Source organism: Winogradskyella sp. HaHa_3_26, from assembly GCF_019278425.1.
In the GTDB taxonomy this organism is placed as follows: Bacteria; Bacteroidota; Bacteroidia; order Flavobacteriales; family Flavobacteriaceae; genus Winogradskyella; species Winogradskyella undariae.
Genome location: NZ_CP058981.1, coordinates 1222175 through 1241354 on the forward strand (window position 1 = coordinate 1222175; position 19180 = coordinate 1241354).

14 protein-coding genes are annotated in these 19180 nt (G+C 31.2%); 11 read left to right on the plus strand and 3 right to left on the minus strand.

Annotated features, from left to right (window positions below; all coding sequences use genetic code 11):
- The first annotated feature begins 12 nt into the window (after nucleotides 1-12).
- The 7 genes from H0I32_RS05355 (at nucleotide 13) to lspA (ending at nucleotide 9068) form a co-directional block, all read left to right on the plus strand.
- Nucleotides 13-2568, plus strand: a complete 2556-nt coding sequence (locus H0I32_RS05355) for a S9 family peptidase (RefSeq protein ID WP_179312772.1) — start codon at nucleotides 13-15, stop codon at nucleotides 2566-2568.
- A 134-nt stretch (nucleotides 2569-2702) separates the two neighbouring features.
- Nucleotides 2703-4262, plus strand: coding sequence for an NAD(P)/FAD-dependent oxidoreductase (locus H0I32_RS05360; protein WP_179312771.1), 1560 nt, complete (start codon nucleotides 2703-2705; stop codon nucleotides 4260-4262).
- Between the two features lie 54 nt (nucleotides 4263-4316).
- Nucleotides 4317-5006: a tetratricopeptide repeat protein gene (locus tag H0I32_RS05365; RefSeq protein WP_179312770.1), complete on the plus strand. Its 690-nt coding sequence runs from the start codon at nucleotides 4317-4319 to the stop codon at nucleotides 5004-5006.
- Nucleotides 4951-6393, plus strand: a complete 1443-nt coding sequence (locus tag H0I32_RS05370; protein ID WP_179312769.1) for a sensor histidine kinase — start codon at nucleotides 4951-4953, stop codon at nucleotides 6391-6393. Before H0I32_RS05365 ends, H0I32_RS05370 begins: the two co-directional genes overlap by 56 nt.
- On the plus strand, nucleotides 6383-7075 hold the full coding sequence (locus H0I32_RS05375; protein ID WP_179312768.1) for a LytR/AlgR family response regulator transcription factor: 693 nt from the start codon (nucleotides 6383-6385) through the stop codon (nucleotides 7073-7075). The genes H0I32_RS05370 and H0I32_RS05375 overlap by 11 nt, the downstream gene beginning before the upstream one ends.
- Nucleotides 7076-7659: 584 nt before the next feature.
- Entirely contained in the window at nucleotides 7660-8553 is an 894-nt protein-coding gene (gene fabD / locus H0I32_RS05380; RefSeq protein WP_179312767.1) for an ACP S-malonyltransferase, read from the plus strand.
- Between the two features lie 11 nt (nucleotides 8554-8564).
- Nucleotides 8565-9068 (plus strand): signal peptidase II, encoded by a 504-nt coding sequence (gene lspA, locus H0I32_RS05385; protein ID WP_218841327.1) that lies wholly within the window; start codon nucleotides 8565-8567, stop codon nucleotides 9066-9068.
- On the opposite strand, the gene H0I32_RS05390 is transcribed toward lspA, so the two are convergent.
- From H0I32_RS05390 to H0I32_RS05400, 3 genes are all read right to left on the minus strand, one after another.
- Complete coding sequence (locus tag H0I32_RS05390) at nucleotides 9065-9256, minus strand: hypothetical protein (protein ID WP_179312766.1); 192 nt, start codon at nucleotides 9254-9256, stop codon at nucleotides 9065-9067. The two genes, lspA and H0I32_RS05390, sit on opposite strands and share 4 nt — an antisense overlap.
- Nucleotides 9257-9509: 253 nt before the next feature.
- The gene (gene galE, locus H0I32_RS05395; RefSeq protein WP_179312765.1) at nucleotides 9510-10529 is read right to left on the minus strand and encodes a UDP-glucose 4-epimerase GalE; all 1020 of its coding nucleotides are present in this window, start codon (nucleotides 10527-10529) and stop codon (nucleotides 9510-9512) included.
- 86 nt (nucleotides 10530-10615) lie between these two features.
- Nucleotides 10616-11776: a DegT/DnrJ/EryC1/StrS family aminotransferase gene (locus tag H0I32_RS05400; RefSeq protein ID WP_173587172.1), complete on the minus strand. Its 1161-nt coding sequence runs from the start codon at nucleotides 11774-11776 to the stop codon at nucleotides 10616-10618.
- A gap of 124 nt (nucleotides 11777-11900) precedes the next feature.
- Here H0I32_RS05400 and H0I32_RS05405 point away from each other — a divergent pair, with 124 nt between their 5' ends.
- The 4 genes from H0I32_RS05405 (at nucleotide 11901) to H0I32_RS05420 (ending at nucleotide 19165) form a co-directional block, all read left to right on the plus strand.
- A complete protein-coding gene (locus H0I32_RS05405) occupies nucleotides 11901-13136 on the plus strand; it encodes a 3-deoxy-D-manno-octulosonic acid transferase (RefSeq protein WP_179312764.1) in 1236 nt (411 codons plus the stop codon).
- Between the two features lie 253 nt (nucleotides 13137-13389).
- Entirely contained in the window at nucleotides 13390-13836 is a 447-nt protein-coding gene (locus H0I32_RS05410) for a hypothetical protein (RefSeq protein WP_179312763.1), read from the plus strand.
- Nucleotides 13837-13944: 108 nt separating this feature from the next.
- Entirely contained in the window at nucleotides 13945-17238 is a 3294-nt protein-coding gene (locus tag H0I32_RS05415; RefSeq protein ID WP_179312762.1) for a tetratricopeptide repeat protein, read from the plus strand.
- The gene (locus H0I32_RS05420) at nucleotides 17207-19165 is read left to right on the plus strand and encodes a transglutaminase-like domain-containing protein (RefSeq protein WP_179312761.1); all 1959 of its coding nucleotides are present in this window, start codon (nucleotides 17207-17209) and stop codon (nucleotides 19163-19165) included. The genes H0I32_RS05415 and H0I32_RS05420 overlap by 32 nt, the downstream gene beginning before the upstream one ends.
- Nucleotides 19166-19180: the final 15 nt, after the last annotated feature.

Sequence of the window (19180 nt, forward strand, 5' to 3'; positions counted from 1 at the left end):
AACCCACTAAGCATGCAAAGATTACTACTTCTACTACTTTTAAGCTTGTCAATTACTTCAATAAATGCACAGCAGAACGAACAAGAAAACACAACACCTACACCAAATTACAGAGCGGCAGCAAAATTCTCTCCAAACAACTTAGGGAAGTTAGTACACTCTACATCAGTAAGACCACATTGGTTAAAAAACGGCAATCAATTTTGGTACCAATACAAAACCACAGAAGGTTCTAAATACTTCATTGTTGATGCTGATAAAAAGAGCAAAAAAGAACTTTTTGATAATGAAGAAATGGCAAAGTGGTTAACTGAGATCACTAAAGATCCTTATGATGCACAGCATTTACCAAAATTTAATTTCGAATTTGTAAAAAATGAAACAGCTATTCGTTTTTATGTTACTTCAACTGAAAAAGTAGATGAAGATAAAAAAGATGAAGATTTAGATGAAGAAAAAGAGGATACTGTAGAGACCGATTCTACAAAAACAGATAAAAAGGAAAAAAGAAAAACGAAGAAAGCTAAAAAAGTTAATAAAGTATATCATTTTGAATATCGTTTGGGTAGTAATAGCTTAACTGTTTTAGATAACAAAAAGAAGGAAAAAGAAGATTGGAAAAAATGGGCAAATATTGCACCAGACAGTTCTGTAGTTTTATTTTCTAAACATTACAATCTATATTGGATGGACAAAGAAAACTTTCTTAAAGCTGTAAAAAACGAAAAAGATTCAACTATTGTAGAAAATCAATGGACAAAAGATGGTGAGGAAAATTACGATTTTGGAGGAAGCAGTCGTGGCCAAAACAATGAAGATAAATTAAAGAATAAAGATAAACGTAAATCTGTACGTGGTATTTGGTCTCATGATTCTAAAAAGTTTGTTTTTCAAAGAACCGATTCTAGGCATATCAATGACCTATGGGTAATTAATACAACCTCTAGCAAGCGTCCTACTTTAGAAACCTACAAATATCATATGCCTGGCGAAGATGAATATTACAAAACAGAACTTCATGTTTTCGATATCCCTTCTAAAAGTAACATCTTAGTGCAACTCGATACGGTAAAACAACAAAGTGTTCAGGTGTATAGAGAACCAAGAAAAAAATCGAGTTACGATGATGATTTTACACCATCATTACTTTTATCTAAAAAAGGAAAAATCTATTATAATACTATTAGTAGAGATCGTAAGAAATTAGATATATGCGTTGCCGATATAAACACAGGTGAAACTAAAGTTTTAATAGAAGAACGTTTTAACACCTATATAGAATCGCGTCCTTTAGTATTACTAAATAATGAAACTGAAATGCTACATTGGGCAGAACGTTCAGGTTGGGCACATTATTATTTATATGATACTGAAGGTAATTTAAAAAATGAAATTACCTCAGGCTCTTATCATGTAGAAGAAGCTATTGGTGTAGACGAAAAAAGCAGAACACTTTATTTTACTGCTCATGGTATTCCTAAAGATCAAGATCCTTATTACGAACATCTTTATAAAATTAATTTGAACGGAACAGGACTTAAAGCTTTAAACCCTGGTGACTATAATTCTAGCACAGACATGGCAGATTCAAACGGCTATTTTGTAAGTAATTATTCTAGAGTAAACACAGTTCCTAAATCTGAATTAAGATCGAATACCGGAAAACTAATCATGGAATTAGAAGAAGCTGATTTATCTCAACTTATGGCGGCGGGTTACCAATTCCCAGAAACTTTTAAGATGAAAGCCGATGATGGTATTACTGATATTTACGGTGTAATGTACAAGCCTTTCAATTTTGATGAGACTAAATCATACCCTCTTTTAGAATACGTATATCCAGGTCCACAAACCGAAGCGGTTAACAAATCTTTTTCAGTTCGTATGGATCGTTTAGATCGTATGGCTCAAGTTGGTTTTATCGTTGTAACTACAGGAAATCGTGGTGGACACCCTGACCGTTCTAAGTGGTATCATAATTATGGTTATGGAAACTTAAGAGATTACGGTTTAGCAGATAAAAGACATATTGCAGAACAATTAGCAGACAAACATGACTTTATTGACATTAATAAAGTGGGAATTTATGGCCATTCTGGTGGTGGATTTATGTCTACAGCAGCCATGTTAGTATATCCAGATTTCTTTAAAGCAGCAGTATCTTCTGCAGGAAACCACGATAATAATATTTATAATAGCTGGTGGAGTGAAACACATCATGGTGTGCAAGAAGAAATGGATGAGGATGGAAATGTGAAGTACAAATATCTAATAGACACCAATCCATCTTTAGCACAAAACCTTAAAGGAAATTTAATGCTGATTACAGGAGATGTTGATAATAATGTACATCCAGGAGGAACCATTCGTATGGCAAATGCTTTAATAAAAGCCAACAAACGTTTCAATTTTATGCTAATGCCAGGACAACGTCATAGTTTTGGAGATATGACGGAATATTCATTTTGGTTAAGAGCAGATCATTTTAGTAAATACTTTCTTAATACCGAAGCAAAAAGTGTAGATATTACAGAAATGAACAGAGACCAGCCCAAAACAAAATCTTAATTTTAATTATTATAATTAATAAAGAGCCACATTAAATAATGTGGCTTTTTTTATGCTTTACATTCAAATACGAATAGTTCAACTTATTACTATATAAAAGTTTTGAAAACATTTCTTTTCTTTAATTTTGCAACATGATAAAAGCCTTACAACTACGCATCAATTTACATCAAGAAGGACAACCAGACGGTTTGCTTAATAAAGCAGCTTACGATCTAGGCATAAAATCTTCTGAAATTACTGGAGTCAAGATTTTAAGAAAATCTATTGATGCACGTAAGCGAAATATTATGTTTAATTATAAAGTAGAGGTTTACATCAATGAACCAATGCCAGAAACTTCCGATTATCATTTTGATTATAAAGATGTTTCTAATGCAAAACCTGTGCATATTATTGGTTTTGGACCCGCAGGAATGTATGCCGCATTGCGTTGTATAGAATTAGGTTTTAAACCTATTGTTTTAGAACGCGGTAAAAATGTACAAGATCGTCGTCGTGATTTAAAAGCCATTAATCAAGATCATTTTGTAGATGAAGATTCTAATTACTGCTTTGGAGAAGGCGGAGCCGGAACTTATAGTGATGGTAAATTATATACCAGAAGTTTAAAACGAGGTGATGTCCGTAGAATTTTTGAAAACTTGGTTTATCATGGTGCAACGGATCAAATTCTAGTTGATGCACATCCACATATCGGAACTAATAAATTACCGAAAGTCGTTCAGAATATCAGAGAGAATATCATCAAATTTGGTGGCGAAGTTCATTTTGAAACTCGTGTTACCGATTTCACAATTAAGAATGATAAAATTGTTGCCATTCAACTTTTAAACGGAACAGAATTAGATACTGAAAAAGTGATTTTAGCCACAGGACATTCGGCTAGAGATATTTTCTATTTATTAAATGACAAGAAAATTAAATTGGAAGCTAAATCTTTTGCGATGGGCGTTCGTGTAGAGCATCCTCAAGAAATTATTGATGGCATTCAATATCACTGTGAAGGCAAACAACGTGATGAGTTATTACCTGCCGCATCTTACAGTTTAGTACAGCAAGTAAATGACAGAGGTGTTTATTCCTTCTGTATGTGTCCTGGTGGATTTATAGTTCCAGCAGCAACGGCAAACGGAGAAGTGGTTGTTAATGGCATGTCGCCTTCAAAACGAAATAATAAATTTGCAAACTCAGGGATTGTAACAGAAATTAATGCTGACAAAGATCTTTACAAATACGAACATTTTGGGCCTTTGAAAGCGCTTGAATATCAAAAAGATTTAGAACGTTTAGCGTTTACATCAGGAGGTCGAAGACAATCTGCACCAGCACAAAGACTAACCGATTTTGTAGAAGGTAAATTATCATCCAGCTTAAACGAAACCTCATACCAACCGGGATTAAAATCGGCACCTTTACATTCGTTATTACCAAAAATAATTGGTGGTTCTTTACGAAAAGGATTTAAAGCTTTTGGCGAAAAAATGAAAGGTTATTATACGGAAGAAGCTAATATTATTGGTGTAGAATCGCGTACCTCATCGCCTGTAAGTATCCCAAGAACAGAAACTTTAGAACATCCTGAAATCACTAATTTATTTCCTTGTGGAGAAGGTGGTGGTTATGCTGGTGGTATTGTTTCTGCTGCAATGGATGGAGAGCGTTGTGCAGAAGCCGCTTGTACCAACTGTTAATATGAATCTATTTGTGTGTGTTTCTGATTTTTTCATTCGTATAAGTCAACATAAATGAAATTTGTCTATTTATTTATCGTCCTATTTTTTTCATTAAAAGGAATCAGCCAAATTAATGAACAAAAACAGCACGCTATAGACTCTGCATACAATATTGCTTCAGATACTAAAAACCCAATTAGACTTAGACTTAATTCATTTAAATATTGTTGTTGGAAAACAATTTATGAAGATTTTAATCAAGGCTTCAAATTTAGTTCAGAATATCTAGCTTTGTCTAAAACAAGTAAAAATCACAGAGCAATTTCTAGAGCCTACCATTACTTAGGGAATTCACAAATGATGCTAGGGCAATTTACTAAAGCTAACAAAACGCTACTCGAAGGATTAGAAATCGCTATTAAAAATAACCAGTATAACGGGATATCAAAAATTTACGGGGATTTAGGAAATCTCAATAATAATTTAGGAAACCCTACACTCGCTTTAGATTACCATTTTAAAAGTTTAGATAACGCAAAACAACACAATCTTAATGTAGAATATGCAAGAGCTAAGATAAATATTGGTGAAATTTACGAATATCAAGGAAAATATAAGCTTAGTATTGAAACGTTTGAAGACGTTTTAAACTTTTGTGAAATCCATCATTATATTGGATACAAATCTTCTATTTATGAAAGCTTAGGTGACATTAACGTTACTATTAAAGAATATAGCACCGCCGAAAAAAAACTACACTAAAGCTATAGCCTATGCCAAACGTCTTCACAACAACAATAGATTAATTAAGTCTTTAAACAAACTAGGTGAACTCAACCTAGAATTAAACAATCTAGAAAAAGCTTTATCTGGTTTTTTAGAAGCTTTACATGTCGCTAAAACTAGCAACGCCTATGCATTAGAAGCAAAAGTGAGAGCTAATTTAGCTAACACACATTTACAACTAGACGAAATTAAAAAAGCCTCTAAGTCTATTAATCTTGCAATAAATCAATTTGAAACGTTAAAAATCAAAGATGATTTAGACAAAGCTTATATTATTGCTGCAAACATATACAAAGCACTAAATCAGGATAAAAAAAGTTATAATCATTTTAAAAAAGCTTACTTAATTGCTGAAAAATCGAATAATATTAACACGCTAAAACTTACAAGTCAAGGTCTAGCAAAAGCCTATGAAGAGCGTGGAGATTTAGTAAATGCTATTAACTACCACAAAAAATTTAATAGTTACAGTACTAAAATCAGAGATCAAGAAGATATAAAAAACATTATTCGGCTTGAAATACAAGACGTATACGAACAAAAATCTTTAACCGACAGTATCAATAAGGTCAATGAATTTAAATTACTGCAATTTGAATATGACAAGAAAGAAGAACGTAATAAATTAAGAAATTATATTGCACTTTCAAGCATAATAATTCTTTTAGTAATTGTCTTATGTATTGCTTATTTTTATTATCAAAAAAAGAGAATTGCAATAGTCCTCTCTAATAAAAACCTAATAATTAAAGAAGCATTAAGTGATAAAGAAATTTTACTAAAAGAAGTACACCATCGTGTAAAAAACAATATGCAAGTTGTATCTTCTATGTTATATTTAAAATCAAAAAACACAGAAAATACAATAGTAAAAGAATCTTTATTAGATAGCAAAACAAGAATAGATGCAATGCAATTGATACATCAAAAAATGTATCAAAAAGGAAACTACCAACAAATTGATGCCATAGAGTATTTTAATGATATTGTTCAATTATTGTTAGACCCCATAAAATCACAAAATGATCATTTTATTATTCATGGCTCAGAGTTATGGTTAAATGTAGAACAAGCACAATCTTTAGGTTTTATTTTACATGAATTAATTGCAAATAGCATAAAACACGCCTGGCATAAAACAAGTACTAAAAAAGTAGAAATTAGTATTTCAAGATCAGAAGATAAAATTAAATTTTATTACCAAGATAATGGTAAAGGACTGCCAAATACTATTGATATAAAAACCACAAAATCTTTTGGTTTAAAATTAATATATTCACTGTCCGTTAGACAATTACTAGGTACCATTAAAATTAATAACATTAACGGATTTGCTATAAACATTACGTTCAATGCCAGATAAAATCATATCAAAAGTACTCATTGTTGATGATGACGTGTTCATCTCAGAAGAATTATATGGTATTTTAGAAGATCTAGAATATCAAGTTACAGATATTGCATTTAATGCCGAAAGCGCCATAACCTCTTTAAAAACAAATCCTCCAGACATTGCTATTTTAGATATAAATATGCATGGTAGAAATCAAGGGTTTGAAATTGCCAAATTCATTAATGACAATTTAAAAATTCCTTTTATTTTTCTCACTTCTTTTGCTGATGCATCTACAGTAAAGGAAGCCTCTAAACTAACACCAGATGGCTACTTATTAAAACCATTTAATGAAGCCACTATATTCTCTACTTTAAATATAGTATTAAATAGGCATCGTAAAAACACTAATCATTTTACAGTTAAAATTGGTCATGAACAACATAAAGTTAAAGAAGACGACATCCTTTTTATAATGTCATCAGATAAATATATAGAAATCCATACGGTAAAAAAGAAATATTTAAAAAGAGGTTCTATCGACACTTTTATTGAAGAAAATAACCTAAAAGGAATTTGCCGTGTACACAGATCCTTTGCCGTTAAAATTGATAAAATAGAAAGTATTAAAGGATCTGTTATACATATTTCTCAACAAAAAATACCTGTATCTAACACCTATAAAGAAGCTTTTAAAAAAGCTTACTATTAATTTCAACAGATAACTCTCTTCATTTCAGTACATTTAACTTATACTATTTACGTACAAAACCCCTCACTTCACGACATTTATTTCTTCAATCTAGATTATTACTCTATTATTGTTTTAGAACTAAGACCTACTTAATTTTGAAAAAAAACACCTTATCAGTTGTAATATTTATAGTTATTGCCTTGGCAGTTGCACTTATCACAACACAAATTTTAATGCTTCAAAAATTTAATTAAAATTCCAGTAAAAATTTAACTGGTAAAATTTAAAAATAATTAAAGATAAACACCAAAGAAAGTTAAACAATTAGCTCAGGGTTTAAACATTCATATACAAATCGATTAATATACTTAATTCACAATTGAATAAATAACGAACCACTCGAGAGTAAAAAATAAATAAAATTAAGGGAACTTCTTGCTTTAGGTAATAAGAAGTTAGATTAAAATGATGCTTGTAATTAAGCATCATTTTCTATTAATATACACTTAAGTAAAAACATTAATTAAAGCATCGAAGCCCATATATATGTAAGTCATTTAAATAAATTATTGTTATTTTCGCATCATAAATTCAGTTATAAAATGAACGCATATATATTTCCAGGTCAAGGTGCTCAATTCTCAGGAATGGGATTAGATCTTTACGAAAATTCACCTTTAGCACAAGAATTATTTGAGAAAGCTAATAAAATTTTAGGGTTTCATATTACAGATATCATGTTTGAAGGATCTGCTGAAGACTTAAAAGAAACAAAGGTTACACAACCTGCTATTTTTTTACATTCAGTAATTTTAGCAAAAACACTTGGTGACAGCTTTAAGCCAGATATGGTTGCTGGTCATTCTCTTGGAGAATTTTCTGCTCTAGTTGCCGCTGGTGCTTTAACTTTTGAAGACGGATTAAAATTAGTTTCTCAAAGAGCCCAAGCGATGCAAAAAGCTTGTGAATTACAACCTAGTACAATGGCTGCCGTTTTAGGATTAGAAGATGCTGTTGTAGAAGACGTTTGTAAAACTATTGAAGGAATTGTTGTTCCTGCTAATTATAATTGCCCAGGACAACTAGTAATTTCGGGAGAAATTGAAGCTATCAATAAAGCTTGTGAAGCTTTAAAAGAAGCTGGGGCTAAACGTGCTTTAGTATTACCTGTTGGTGGAGCTTTTCACTCACCTTTAATGGAACCTGCACGTGAAGAATTAGCAGCTGCAATAGAAAATACGACTTTTAGTAAACCAAATTGCCCAATATATCAAAACGTAACAGCGTCTGCAATCACAGATGAAAACGAAATTAAAGCCAATCTAATTTCTCAATTAACTGCACCTGTACGTTGGACACAATCTGTACAACAAATGATTACTGATGGAGCTTCTCTTTTTACAGAAGTTGGACCAGGTAAAGTTTTACAAGGCTTGGTGAAGAAAATAAATCGAGAAGCACAAACAGCAGCAGCTACTTTTGAAGCCAACGCTTAAATCTAAAGATTTTGAATAGGAATTTATTTATTACACTCCTTATTATATTTAACATTGCCATTGACCAAATATCAAAGGTGATTGTGAGAACCACAATGATTAAAGGTGGAAAAGGACAAATCAACGTTATAAAAGACTATTTTCAACTTATTTGGGTTGAAAATAAAGGTGCCTTTTTAGGTATGGGTAGCGACATGAACCCAACTTTAAGATTGGTTTTCTTATTAGTCTTACCAACGCTTGTATTAGGTTATGTTATCTATTACATTCTTAAGACAAAAGAATTAGACCGCATGAGCCTTATTGCTTTTTGTTGTATTGTAGGAGGAGGTATAGCCAATGTCTTTGACCGTATTGTATTCGGCGAAGTCACTGACTTTTTTTATATAAACTTAGGTGGTATTTTTAGAACAGGAATCTTTAATGTTGCTGACCTTTCGGTAACCACAGGTATGATTATACTACTTTTCAGTGGTATCTTTAACAACAAGAAAAAAGAAAAGGCTGTTAATTAACGTGCCAATTGGCAGTCTTCACAATCTTTAATTTCTCCATAATAAGTTTCACGATACTTGTGAAGTGTTTTGTAAGGGATACTTAAAAATTGTTTTTTGATGTAAGTGACATTTGTTTGTAATGCACCCATTTTTTTCGTGAAACGACCTTCAATTTTGGTCTCTCTTTTAATACTAATCAATTTCATGTTATTCAATTATCATTCCGTGCAAAGAAACGGTTTTAGATAACCAACTCCAAGAAATCAATGTTAAATACTGATTAACAAGCTATTGTATTACGACATCAGAGGTTAGAGTCAATAAACTTAGCATATTCTTAGTTTACTTTAAACTCCATTACACATTCGATAATTGAAAAAAGTACTAAAAAGTAAAATCCATTACTCATTTGAGTAATGGATTTTAAAATTTCATCTCTTAAAAAAACAAAATAGAAGCTTATTTCGCTCTAATTTTTTGTTCCCATTTCCAAGCTGCAGACATCGCATCATCTAATGTTAATTCTGTTTTCCAACCTAATACATTATTGGCTTTAGACGTTTCAGCATAAGCAGCTGTAACATCTCCTTCTCTTCGATCTACAATCTTGTAATTTAAAGCTTTACCAGAAACACGTTCAAAAGATTGAACGGCTTCTAAAACAGTACTTCCTGTTCCTGTACCTAGATTAAAAAACTCATAATTAGATTCATTTTTCACATCTAATAAACGTTGTAAAGCCAAAACATGTGCTTTTGCTAAATCTACCACATGAATATAATCTCTAACACAAGTTCCGTCTGAAGTTAGGTAATCTCCACCAAACACAGAAAGTTGTTCTCGCATACCAATAGCTGTTTGCGTAATATATGGCACTAAGTTTTGAGGAACTCCTAGTGGTAATTCTCCTATTTCTGTTGTAGGATGCGCACCTATAGGATTAAAATAACGTAAAGCAATTGCTTTAATATCCTTATTAACACGACATGTATCTCTTATAATTTCTTCACCAATCTGCTTTGTATTTCCATAAGGTGATTCCGCTGGTTTTACAGGAGCATTTTCAGTAATTGGTAACTCATCAGCTTGTCCGTAAACTGTACAAGACGAACTAAAAATAAAATTCTTATGGCTTAAGCCTTTCAATTCCTGAAGCAAATAAATCAATGTTGTTATGTTATTTTCATAATACATTAAGGGTTCTACAACACTTTCACCTACAGCCTTATTTGCTGCAAAATGAATCATTCCTACAATATCATTATGACGTTTAAAAAAATCTTGAACGTCAGACTTCACCTTTAAATCCAACTTTTCAAAAATTGGTTTTTTATTGGTAATTGCGGTTATCCCGTCTAACACATCAATAGTAGAGTTAGATAAGTTATCGATAATAACTACCTCATAGCCTTCATTCTGTAATTCTACAACGGTATGAGAGCCAATAAAGCCTAAACCGCCTGTCACTAAAATTTTCATGTGCTTTTATATATTACTTTTGAAAGTTACATGCCATTATATCAATCACATTTAAGTGACAAACAATTTAACACGCGTATTTCATATTATTTATTTGTCGCTATAAAATTTAAAACTGTACTTGTAATAAATTCAATTTGATCATCTTCTAATTCGGTATGCATTGGTAAAGAAATTACCGACTTAACTAACTGATTTGTTACTGTAAAATCAGCTTCATTATAACGCTCATCTAAGTAAGCTTTTTGTCTATGCAATGGAATTGGGTAATACACACCACAAGGAATATTCTGCGCTTGCAAATGCGATACCAAAGCATCTCTATCTACATCTTTTAAATTTAATGTATACTGATGAAACACATGGCAATCACAAGTCTCACAAATCCCACCACACTCTGTTAATCCAGTAGGTGTAACAATATTTGGATGATTTTTAAAAGCCTCATTATATTTTATAGCAGTACTTCTTCTTGCGGCATTATAAGTATCTAAATGTGGTAATTTAGCATCTAAAACTGCGGCTTGAATTGAATCTAAACGAGAATTTACACCAACTACATCATGATGATAACGTTCGTACATACCATGATTTACAATACCTCTAATGCTATGTGCTAATTCGTCGTCGTTTGTAAAAATTGCACCACCATCTCCATAACATCCTAAGTTTTTAGAAGGAAAAAATGATGTTGAAGCTGCATGACCTATTGCACCTGTTTTGGTTTTAGAACCATCTTTATGGGTATATTCTGCTCCAATACCCTGCGCATTATCTTCAATAACATATAAATTATGTTCTTTGGCTAAATCCATAATTGCATCCATATCGGCTGGTAAACCAAATAAATGTACAGGTACAATTGCTTTTGTTTTTGGTGTAATGGCTTTTTTAATTGCTTCTACATCAATATTAAAAGTTACAGGATCTACATCTACTAAAACTGGAGTTAATTGTAATAATGCAATAACTTCAACGGTTGCTGCAAATGTGAAATCTGCTGTAATTACCTCGTCACCTGGCTTTAAACCCAAACCCATCATTGCAATCTGTAACGCATCGGTACCGTTTGCACATGGAATAACGTGTTTAACACCTAGATAGTCTTCAAGATTTTTTTGAAACTGATGAACTTTTGGCCCATTAATAAAAGCGGCACTATCCATTACTTCTTGAATAGAAGGATCTATTATATCTTTAATTTTGGCATATTGACTTTGTAAGTCAACCATTTGTATTTTTTTCATTCTGAAGATTACATTTTAATGTGTAAATAAACAAGCTAAAAGCTCTAAGCGAAAATACGAAATTGTAAGCGCTATAGCAACGTAATTAATTGAAAGAAATGTATTTTAGCATAAATCTTTTCTTTTGAAACTACTCTACTCTATAGGAATTTATATTGCAAGTTTTATTATTCAATGCTTATCATTATTCAATTCTAAATTGAAGCAAGGTGTTGTTGGTCGAAAAAACACCTTCTTAAAGCTTAAAAATGCGATTAACCCTGAAAATAAAACATTTTGGTTTCACTGCGCATCATTAGGAGAATACGAACAAGGCTTACCTGTTTTTGAAGCTTTAAAAGTGAAGCATCCGGATTATAAAGTAGTCTTATCTTTTTTCTCACCATCGGGTTATGAAATTCGAAAAAACTCTAAAATTGCAGATGTTGTGGTTTACCTTCCGCTTGACACTTCTGCAAATGCTAAACATTTTTTAGACTTAGTTAATCCTGATTACATACTATTTGTGAAGTATGAAATCTGGCCAAATTTCTTAAACGAAGTAAAAAAACGCAACTTAAATGCTATTCTTATTTCTGCTGTATTCAGAAAAGATCAAGCATTCTTTAAATGGTATGGCAGCTACGTAAAATCTGCATTATTTGCCTTCAAACATATTTTTACTCAAAATGAAAATTCGAAAACATTACTTGAAAGCATTAATTATAATTCAGTTTCCGTTTCTGGAGATACTAGATTTGACAGAGTTTCTAACCAGCTAAAAGTTGATAATTCGGTTTCGTTTATTGAAAGGTTTAAAAACGATAATTTATGTGTCGTTTTTGGTAGTAGTTGGCCAGAAGACGACAAATTATATTTAGGCTATATTAATGAAACAACAAATTCTGAAGTAAAATTTATTATAGCACCCCATAATATGAAACCGAGCTATATTTCTTCTTTAAAATCACAATTAAAAGTAAAGACTATTTGTTTTTCAGAATTAAAACCCGAAGATAATTTAGCAAATTTCAACGTATTTATTCTTGATACTATTGGCTATCTAAGCAAAGTTTATAGCTATGCAGATATTGCTTATGTTGGTGGTGGAGCTGGCACAACAGGACTTCACAATATATTAGAACCAGCTGTTTTTGGCATTCCGATTCTTATTGGTGAAAATTACGAGAAATTCCCAGAAGCTAAAGCACTTATTGACTTAAGAGGTGTAACTAGTTTAGAAAATTCTACTGTTTTTGGCTCTACACTCAATGCTTTATTAACAGATGATGTTTTAAGAAAAACACAAGGGCAGATTACGAAATCTTATATAGAATCTAACAAAGGTGCTGTGCATAAAATTATGGCGTATTTGAATTGATTATGAATCGAATTCTTCTACTTAAAATTTATAAAAATTGCAGACCTTCATGAATCTCACAAGAGAATTATTATAGATAAATAGGTTTATAATTTTAGTATTAAAAAAATAATTAACGTTACCAACATCCAAATTCATAATTACATCCGTATGTATGAATGATATATGTCGAATTAATCTATAAAACCAATTAATAATTCGCATTAATTATTATTTTCGTATTTTAACATTTATTAACATAAAAACTATTAAAATGAAAAGAGTTGTATTAAGTTTAGCACTAGTTGCTGTTTTAGGGTTATCATTTACATCTTGTAGAGATACAAAAGAAAAAACTGAAGACAAAATTGATAACGCAATGGATGAAGCAGGTGAGGCTATTGACGAAGCAGGTGATGCTATCGATGAAGCTGTAGACGATGCTGCAGAATCTTCTAGCGAAGCTATAGATGATGTTACTAAAGCTGCAAGTGATGCTGCTGATAGTATTGAAGAAGGAGCTGAATCTATGTCTGATGACGTAAATGAAACGATTAGCGATGCTAAAAAAACTGGAAGTGATGCTCTTGAAAACGCTAAACAAACAGGTAGTGATGCTGTTGATAAAGCAAAAGAAGCTGGAAATACAGCTGTAGAAGATGCTAAAAAAGCTGGTACTGACGCTAAAACTAAAGCGGCTGATAAAATTAAAGGTCTATAATAAGCTTAGACTTATAAAAGAAAAAAGCCTGATGAAAATCAGGCTTTTTTTTGTGCTTTTAACTTAGGTATTGTTATATTGCTTCCATTAATAATAAGCTCTATCTCAATGAAAAACATCTACCTAATTACCTTTTTACTTTTCAACTTAACCTTAATTTCTCAAGAAAAAATCCCCTATGTCAATTATGACGACATCTCAGCTGAAGTTTTAAAATTCGCAGAAAACAAAGACTATGATTCTCTCATAGAATCTCTAAATAAGATAAACAAAAATGACTCTACATACGCTAGTGTTTTAACTTCGAAATCTTATTATTTAATTCAACAAAAAAATTACAAAGAGGCCATTAACGTAACAAACGAAGGTCTATCTCTAGACAATGATAGTGGCATTAACTTATTTTTCTACATCAATAAAGGTGTTGCTCTGGAGCAATTAGAAAAATACCAAGAAGCATTATCGTTATATAATGAGGCTCTTCAACTATTCCCTGCCAATCATAAATTATGGTTCAATAAGGCTTCCGTTTATGAAAAACTCAATGATATTCCTAAGGCTATTGAAGCCTATAAAAAAGTAATTTCAATAAGCCCACTTTATAGAAATGCACATTTAAATTTAGGGAATTTATGTTACGAACAAAATCTAACAACTCAGGCTTTAATGGCTTACAACATGGCAATATTAGTTGAGCCAGACTCTGAGCGTGCATTTGCACTATTAAAATACCTCAACGAAATTATTTCGAGTAAAAATGAAAATGAAAGAAATGAAGATTTAACTATTTCTGAAGATGATGATGCTTTTGAAAATATAGATCTTATTCTTGATAATAGAATTGCTTTAAACGGAAAATACAAAGTTGATAATGAAATTGATATCGCATTGGTAAAACAAAACCATGCCATGTTAGAACAGCTTGATAATTTTGAAGGTAATGGTGGTTTTTGGGATCTTCACTATGTACCCGTTTTTAAATGGATTAAAGAAAATGAACAATTCGATAATTTTATATACACATTAGCATATTCCATTAAAAATGAAAAATATAAAAAACTCGTCACAAAAAAAGAGGATGATATTACCAACTTCTTAAGCCTTTTAATTACAAAATTATATGATGTAATGGCTCCACAGCAAGTAACGCTAAATGGTGAGTTAAAAAATATTAATAATTATTACTCGAATCTCATCCTTCAAGCCCAAGGACAAATGGATGGTGAATTATCAATTGGAGAATGGATTTTTTACGATGAAAACGGAAAAATATCAGGAAAAGGAAATTATAATGATAAAGGAGAACGCGAAGGAAACTGGTCTTGGTATCACGAAAATGGAAAATTAAAAGAAACTGCCGTTTATGCTAAAGACATCCTAAATGGTGAAAACAAATCTTGGTACGACAATGGTCAACTTTATTATGACACTAACTTTAAAGATGGTGAATTTGATGGAGAATACACTTATTACCTTGCTACAGGAGCATTAAAACAGAAAAAATATTTTAAGAATAATGTATTAGATGGTAAATACTTGGAATACTTCGATGTTGGAGAAAAAATCCTTGAATTTGATATCGATTACGTCAATGACGAAGCTCAGAATAACACTCTAGAATTTTTTGCAAATGGAAATACTTATTCTAATATCCAATTTAAAAATGGAGAACGTAATGGCATAGAAACTCAATACTATATCAATAAACAAAAATCATTAGAAGCCACTTATGTCAATAGTGTTCTTAATGGCCCTTACACAATGTACCATTCTAATGGACAAATAAATCAAAAAGGGCAATATAAAGATGGTGTTCTTAATGGTTTATGGAAAATTTATTATAGAAACGGAAATATAGAAACGGAAATTGAATATGACGAAGGTAATCAAACCGGCACTTCTAAAAATTACGATAAGGACGGTACATTACACTATGAGTTTGATTATAAACGTGGTGAATTTATTGGATATAGATATTATGACAAAACAGGAAATATAATAACTGAAAACAGAAAAAAAGGAGGTGAATTCTATTTTAAAGGACTCCACGCCAACGGAAACATAATGTCTGAAGGAAATTACGACATTAAAGGTGGAAAAATGGGAAATTGGAAATTCTTTAAAGAAAATGGAACACGCTCCGAAGAAGGAGAATACAAAGACAACCTCCCGATTGGCATTCACAAAACGTATTACATAAGTGGCAATACTGAAAGTATTTCTGAATATAAAGACGGAAATTTAATGGGGTATTTTAAAGCATTTCATGACAATGGAAAACTACAAACCCAAGGATGGAATAAAGATGGTTACCGCAACGGCGAATGGAGATATTACAATACCGATGGTAATCTTATAGATATTAGTTTTTATCACAATGATCAATACCATGGTAAACAACAAGAATTTGGTGTAAATGGAGATCTAACGAGAGAAACATTTTATACCTATGGAAAATTAACAAAGGAAATTATCTACAATCATAAAAACGAAATCAATCAGACTATAGATTATAAATCAGAAAACACTAGAACTCTAACTGTAAACAATTATAATGGTAACAAAGAGATGGAGATTGACTATGTAAATGGAGTTAAACATGGTAATTATAAAAGTTATGCCCTTGATGGAACCGTATATGCAACGGGGTCTTATTTAAATAATTCGATTGACGGCGAATGGACTTGGTATTTCCCTGATGGAAGTGTAAGATATACAGAAACCTATGTTAACGGAAATGAGAATGGTAAATCGTATCGTTACTTTGAAAACGGACAGATTGATGATGATATGACTTACGATTATGGCATTAAAAATGGAGAATGGATTACCTTCCATGAAGATGGCGTTATTTATAAAAAAACAAACTACCTGAACGGAGACCTACATGGACGTAATGAATTTTACAGTCCTAAAGGTAAACTACAACTTATAAGGTTTTATGATTATGGTACACTTATCGGTTATTCTTATTTAGATACATCTGGCAAAGAAAAAGAAATGATTCCTTTAGTTAATGAAACAGGGAAAATTGAAGCCTATTTTGACAATGGAAAACCATCGAGAACAATGGAATACCTTAACGGTCAACTTACAGGTTCATATTTAGCATATTATTATTCTGGTGTTTTAGAAAATGAATTATTCTATGTAAACGATGAGTCTCATGGTGCAGATATAGAATACTATGAAAATGGTACCGTTAAGAGAAAAATAAATTACAATCACGGAGAAGTACAAGGTCTACTTGTATCTAATTACCAAAATGGTAACTTAAAAGAATCTGCTAATTATATCACAGGAGATTTACATGGTGAGCGTAAATATTACAATGAAGCAGGTCAATTAACTAAAACAGATTACTATTTCAATGATTCAATCTATAAATCAGAAACAAAATAAAACGAAGCAATTCAGTTTTATAATTTTATTAGTAAGCTCTTTTTTGTTTGCTCAAGCACAGCATTCAGAGGAATTTAAGATCTTAAAAGATAAATACCCAGAATCTACTTTTGTTAGGTTAATGGATGAAATAAATATTTCTATCAAATTAAAAGATAATGAAGTAGAAATAAAACAACATTTCATTGAAGAAGACCTTTATTTAGATGATACAGCTACATATGGTTCTAAAAAATCATTAGACTTTTCTTCATTTTTTGAACTAGAATCTGTGGAGGCAACATCTTATCAATTTAAAGATGGAAAATACAAATCTTATAAGGTTGAAAATTTTATTGAAAAAGATGAAATGGGTGATTCTTTTCATGACGATACAAAATCACTTAATTTCATCTACTCAAACTTAGCCCAAGGTGGTAAAACAAAATTAGAGTATACCGAAATTGTAAAAAATCCAAGATTCTTAAGTCCTATTTATTTTGGCAACTTCTACCCTATTAAAACAAAAAAAGTCACCTTAGTTGCTGATAAAGAATTCAACTTTAAATTTCTAGAATTTAATACTGAAGGTTATGATATTAATTTTAAAAAAGAAGAGAAACGCAGTTCAAACATCTATACTTGGGAAATTAAAAATGTGAACGAAATTAAATATGAGAGCAATGTTCCAACGTATAAAAAAGTACTGCCACACATCGTTCCTATTATCACGTCTTACAATAATGAAAACAAAAAAGTAAAAATATTAGACAATGTATCTGACTTATACAACTGGTACTTTTCTATGGTTAAAGATATTAATCAGCAACCAACAGATAAATCTCTAGTATCGCTAGTTAAAGAGATTACAAAAGACAGTAAAACGGATTTAGATAAGGTAAGAGCCATATACTATTGGACGCAACAAAACATAAAATATATTGCTTTTGAATACGCCTTAGGAGGCTTTATTCCAAGAGAAGCTAATGATGTATTCAATAAAAAATATGGAGATTGTAAAGACAATTCTAGCATACTTTTCGAAATGCTTAAAACCGCAGGATTAAAAGGTAATTTAACTTGGATAGGAACCAGAGCTATTCCTTACACATACACAGAACTACCAACACCAATGGTAGACAATCATATGATTCTTACGTATTCTGAGAATGGAAAAACTTACTTTTTAGATGCTACGGGCCGTTATTTAGCTTTAGAAATGCCTTCTTCATTTATTCAAGGAAAAGAAGCTTTAATCGGTGATGGTGAAGGTAAATTTAAAATTGAAACGGTGCCTGTTATGTCACCAAAAACAAACGCTTATACAGAAAACTCTATATTAACGATAAACGAAAATCAACTCTTAGGAAAGGGCGAAAACACCCTATCTGGTTATTATAAAATTGACTTCTTTAATCAATTAGAATACAATAATTCTGAAAAAGAACTAAAAGCCTATTATACTGTAAAGTTAAGAAAGGGGAATAATAAGTTTATAATTAATGATTTTAAAGAAACTAATAAGTATAGCTACGATGAAGATTTTAAGATCAACTATGATTATACAATTAGTGATTACGTGAAACAACTTGATGACGAAATTTACGTGAATCTAAACCTGAATAGAACTCTTACAAATTATAAAACTGAAGATGATAGAGAGAATGAAATTGAGGTAGACTACAAATGTGAGTATACCTTTAATAACATTTTAGAAGTCCCAGAAAATTATAGTATTGATTATATCCCTGAAAATTTTGAACTAAAAAATGATTACTTCAGCTGTCTAATTACATACCAATTAGAAGACCATAAAATCACCTATAATCAGCAGTTAATAATGGATTACATAACGTTAACCCCCGAAGAACAAAAAATAGTTAATACTGCTATTAAAAAAGTTGAAAAGCAATATAAAGAAACAGTCGTTTTAAAAAAATCGCACTAAACTAAAAACCACATC

Bases quoted from the DNA above. Each gene is read 5' to 3' on its own strand.
- H0I32_RS05355 (WP_179312772.1), top strand. From the start codon at position 13: ATGCAAAGATTACTACTTCTACTACTTTTAAGCTTGTCAATTACTTCA.
- H0I32_RS05360 (WP_179312771.1), top strand. From the start codon at position 2,703: ATGATAAAAGCCTTACAACTACGCATCAATTTACATCAAGAAGGACAA.
- H0I32_RS05365 (WP_179312770.1), top strand. From the start codon at position 4,317: ATGAAATTTGTCTATTTATTTATCGTCCTATTTTTTTCATTAAAAGGA.
- H0I32_RS05375 (WP_179312768.1), top strand. From the start codon at position 6,383: ATGCCAGATAAAATCATATCAAAAGTACTCATTGTTGATGATGACGTG.
- fabD (WP_179312767.1), top strand. From the start codon at position 7,660: ATGAACGCATATATATTTCCAGGTCAAGGTGCTCAATTCTCAGGAATG.
- H0I32_RS05390 (WP_179312766.1), bottom strand. From the start codon at position 9,256: ATGAAATTGATTAGTATTAAAAGAGAGACCAAAATTGAAGGTCGTTTC.
- galE (WP_179312765.1), bottom strand. From the start codon at position 10,529: ATGAAAATTTTAGTGACAGGCGGTTTAGGCTTTATTGGCTCTCATACC.
- H0I32_RS05400 (WP_173587172.1), bottom strand. From the start codon at position 11,776: ATGAAAAAAATACAAATGGTTGACTTACAAAGTCAATATGCCAAAATT.
- H0I32_RS05410 (WP_179312763.1), top strand. From the start codon at position 13,390: ATGAAAAGAGTTGTATTAAGTTTAGCACTAGTTGCTGTTTTAGGGTTA.
- H0I32_RS05415 (WP_179312762.1), top strand. From the start codon at position 13,945: ATGAAAAACATCTACCTAATTACCTTTTTACTTTTCAACTTAACCTTA.
- H0I32_RS05420 (WP_179312761.1), top strand. From the start codon at position 17,207: ATGATTCAATCTATAAATCAGAAACAAAATAAAACGAAGCAATTCAGT.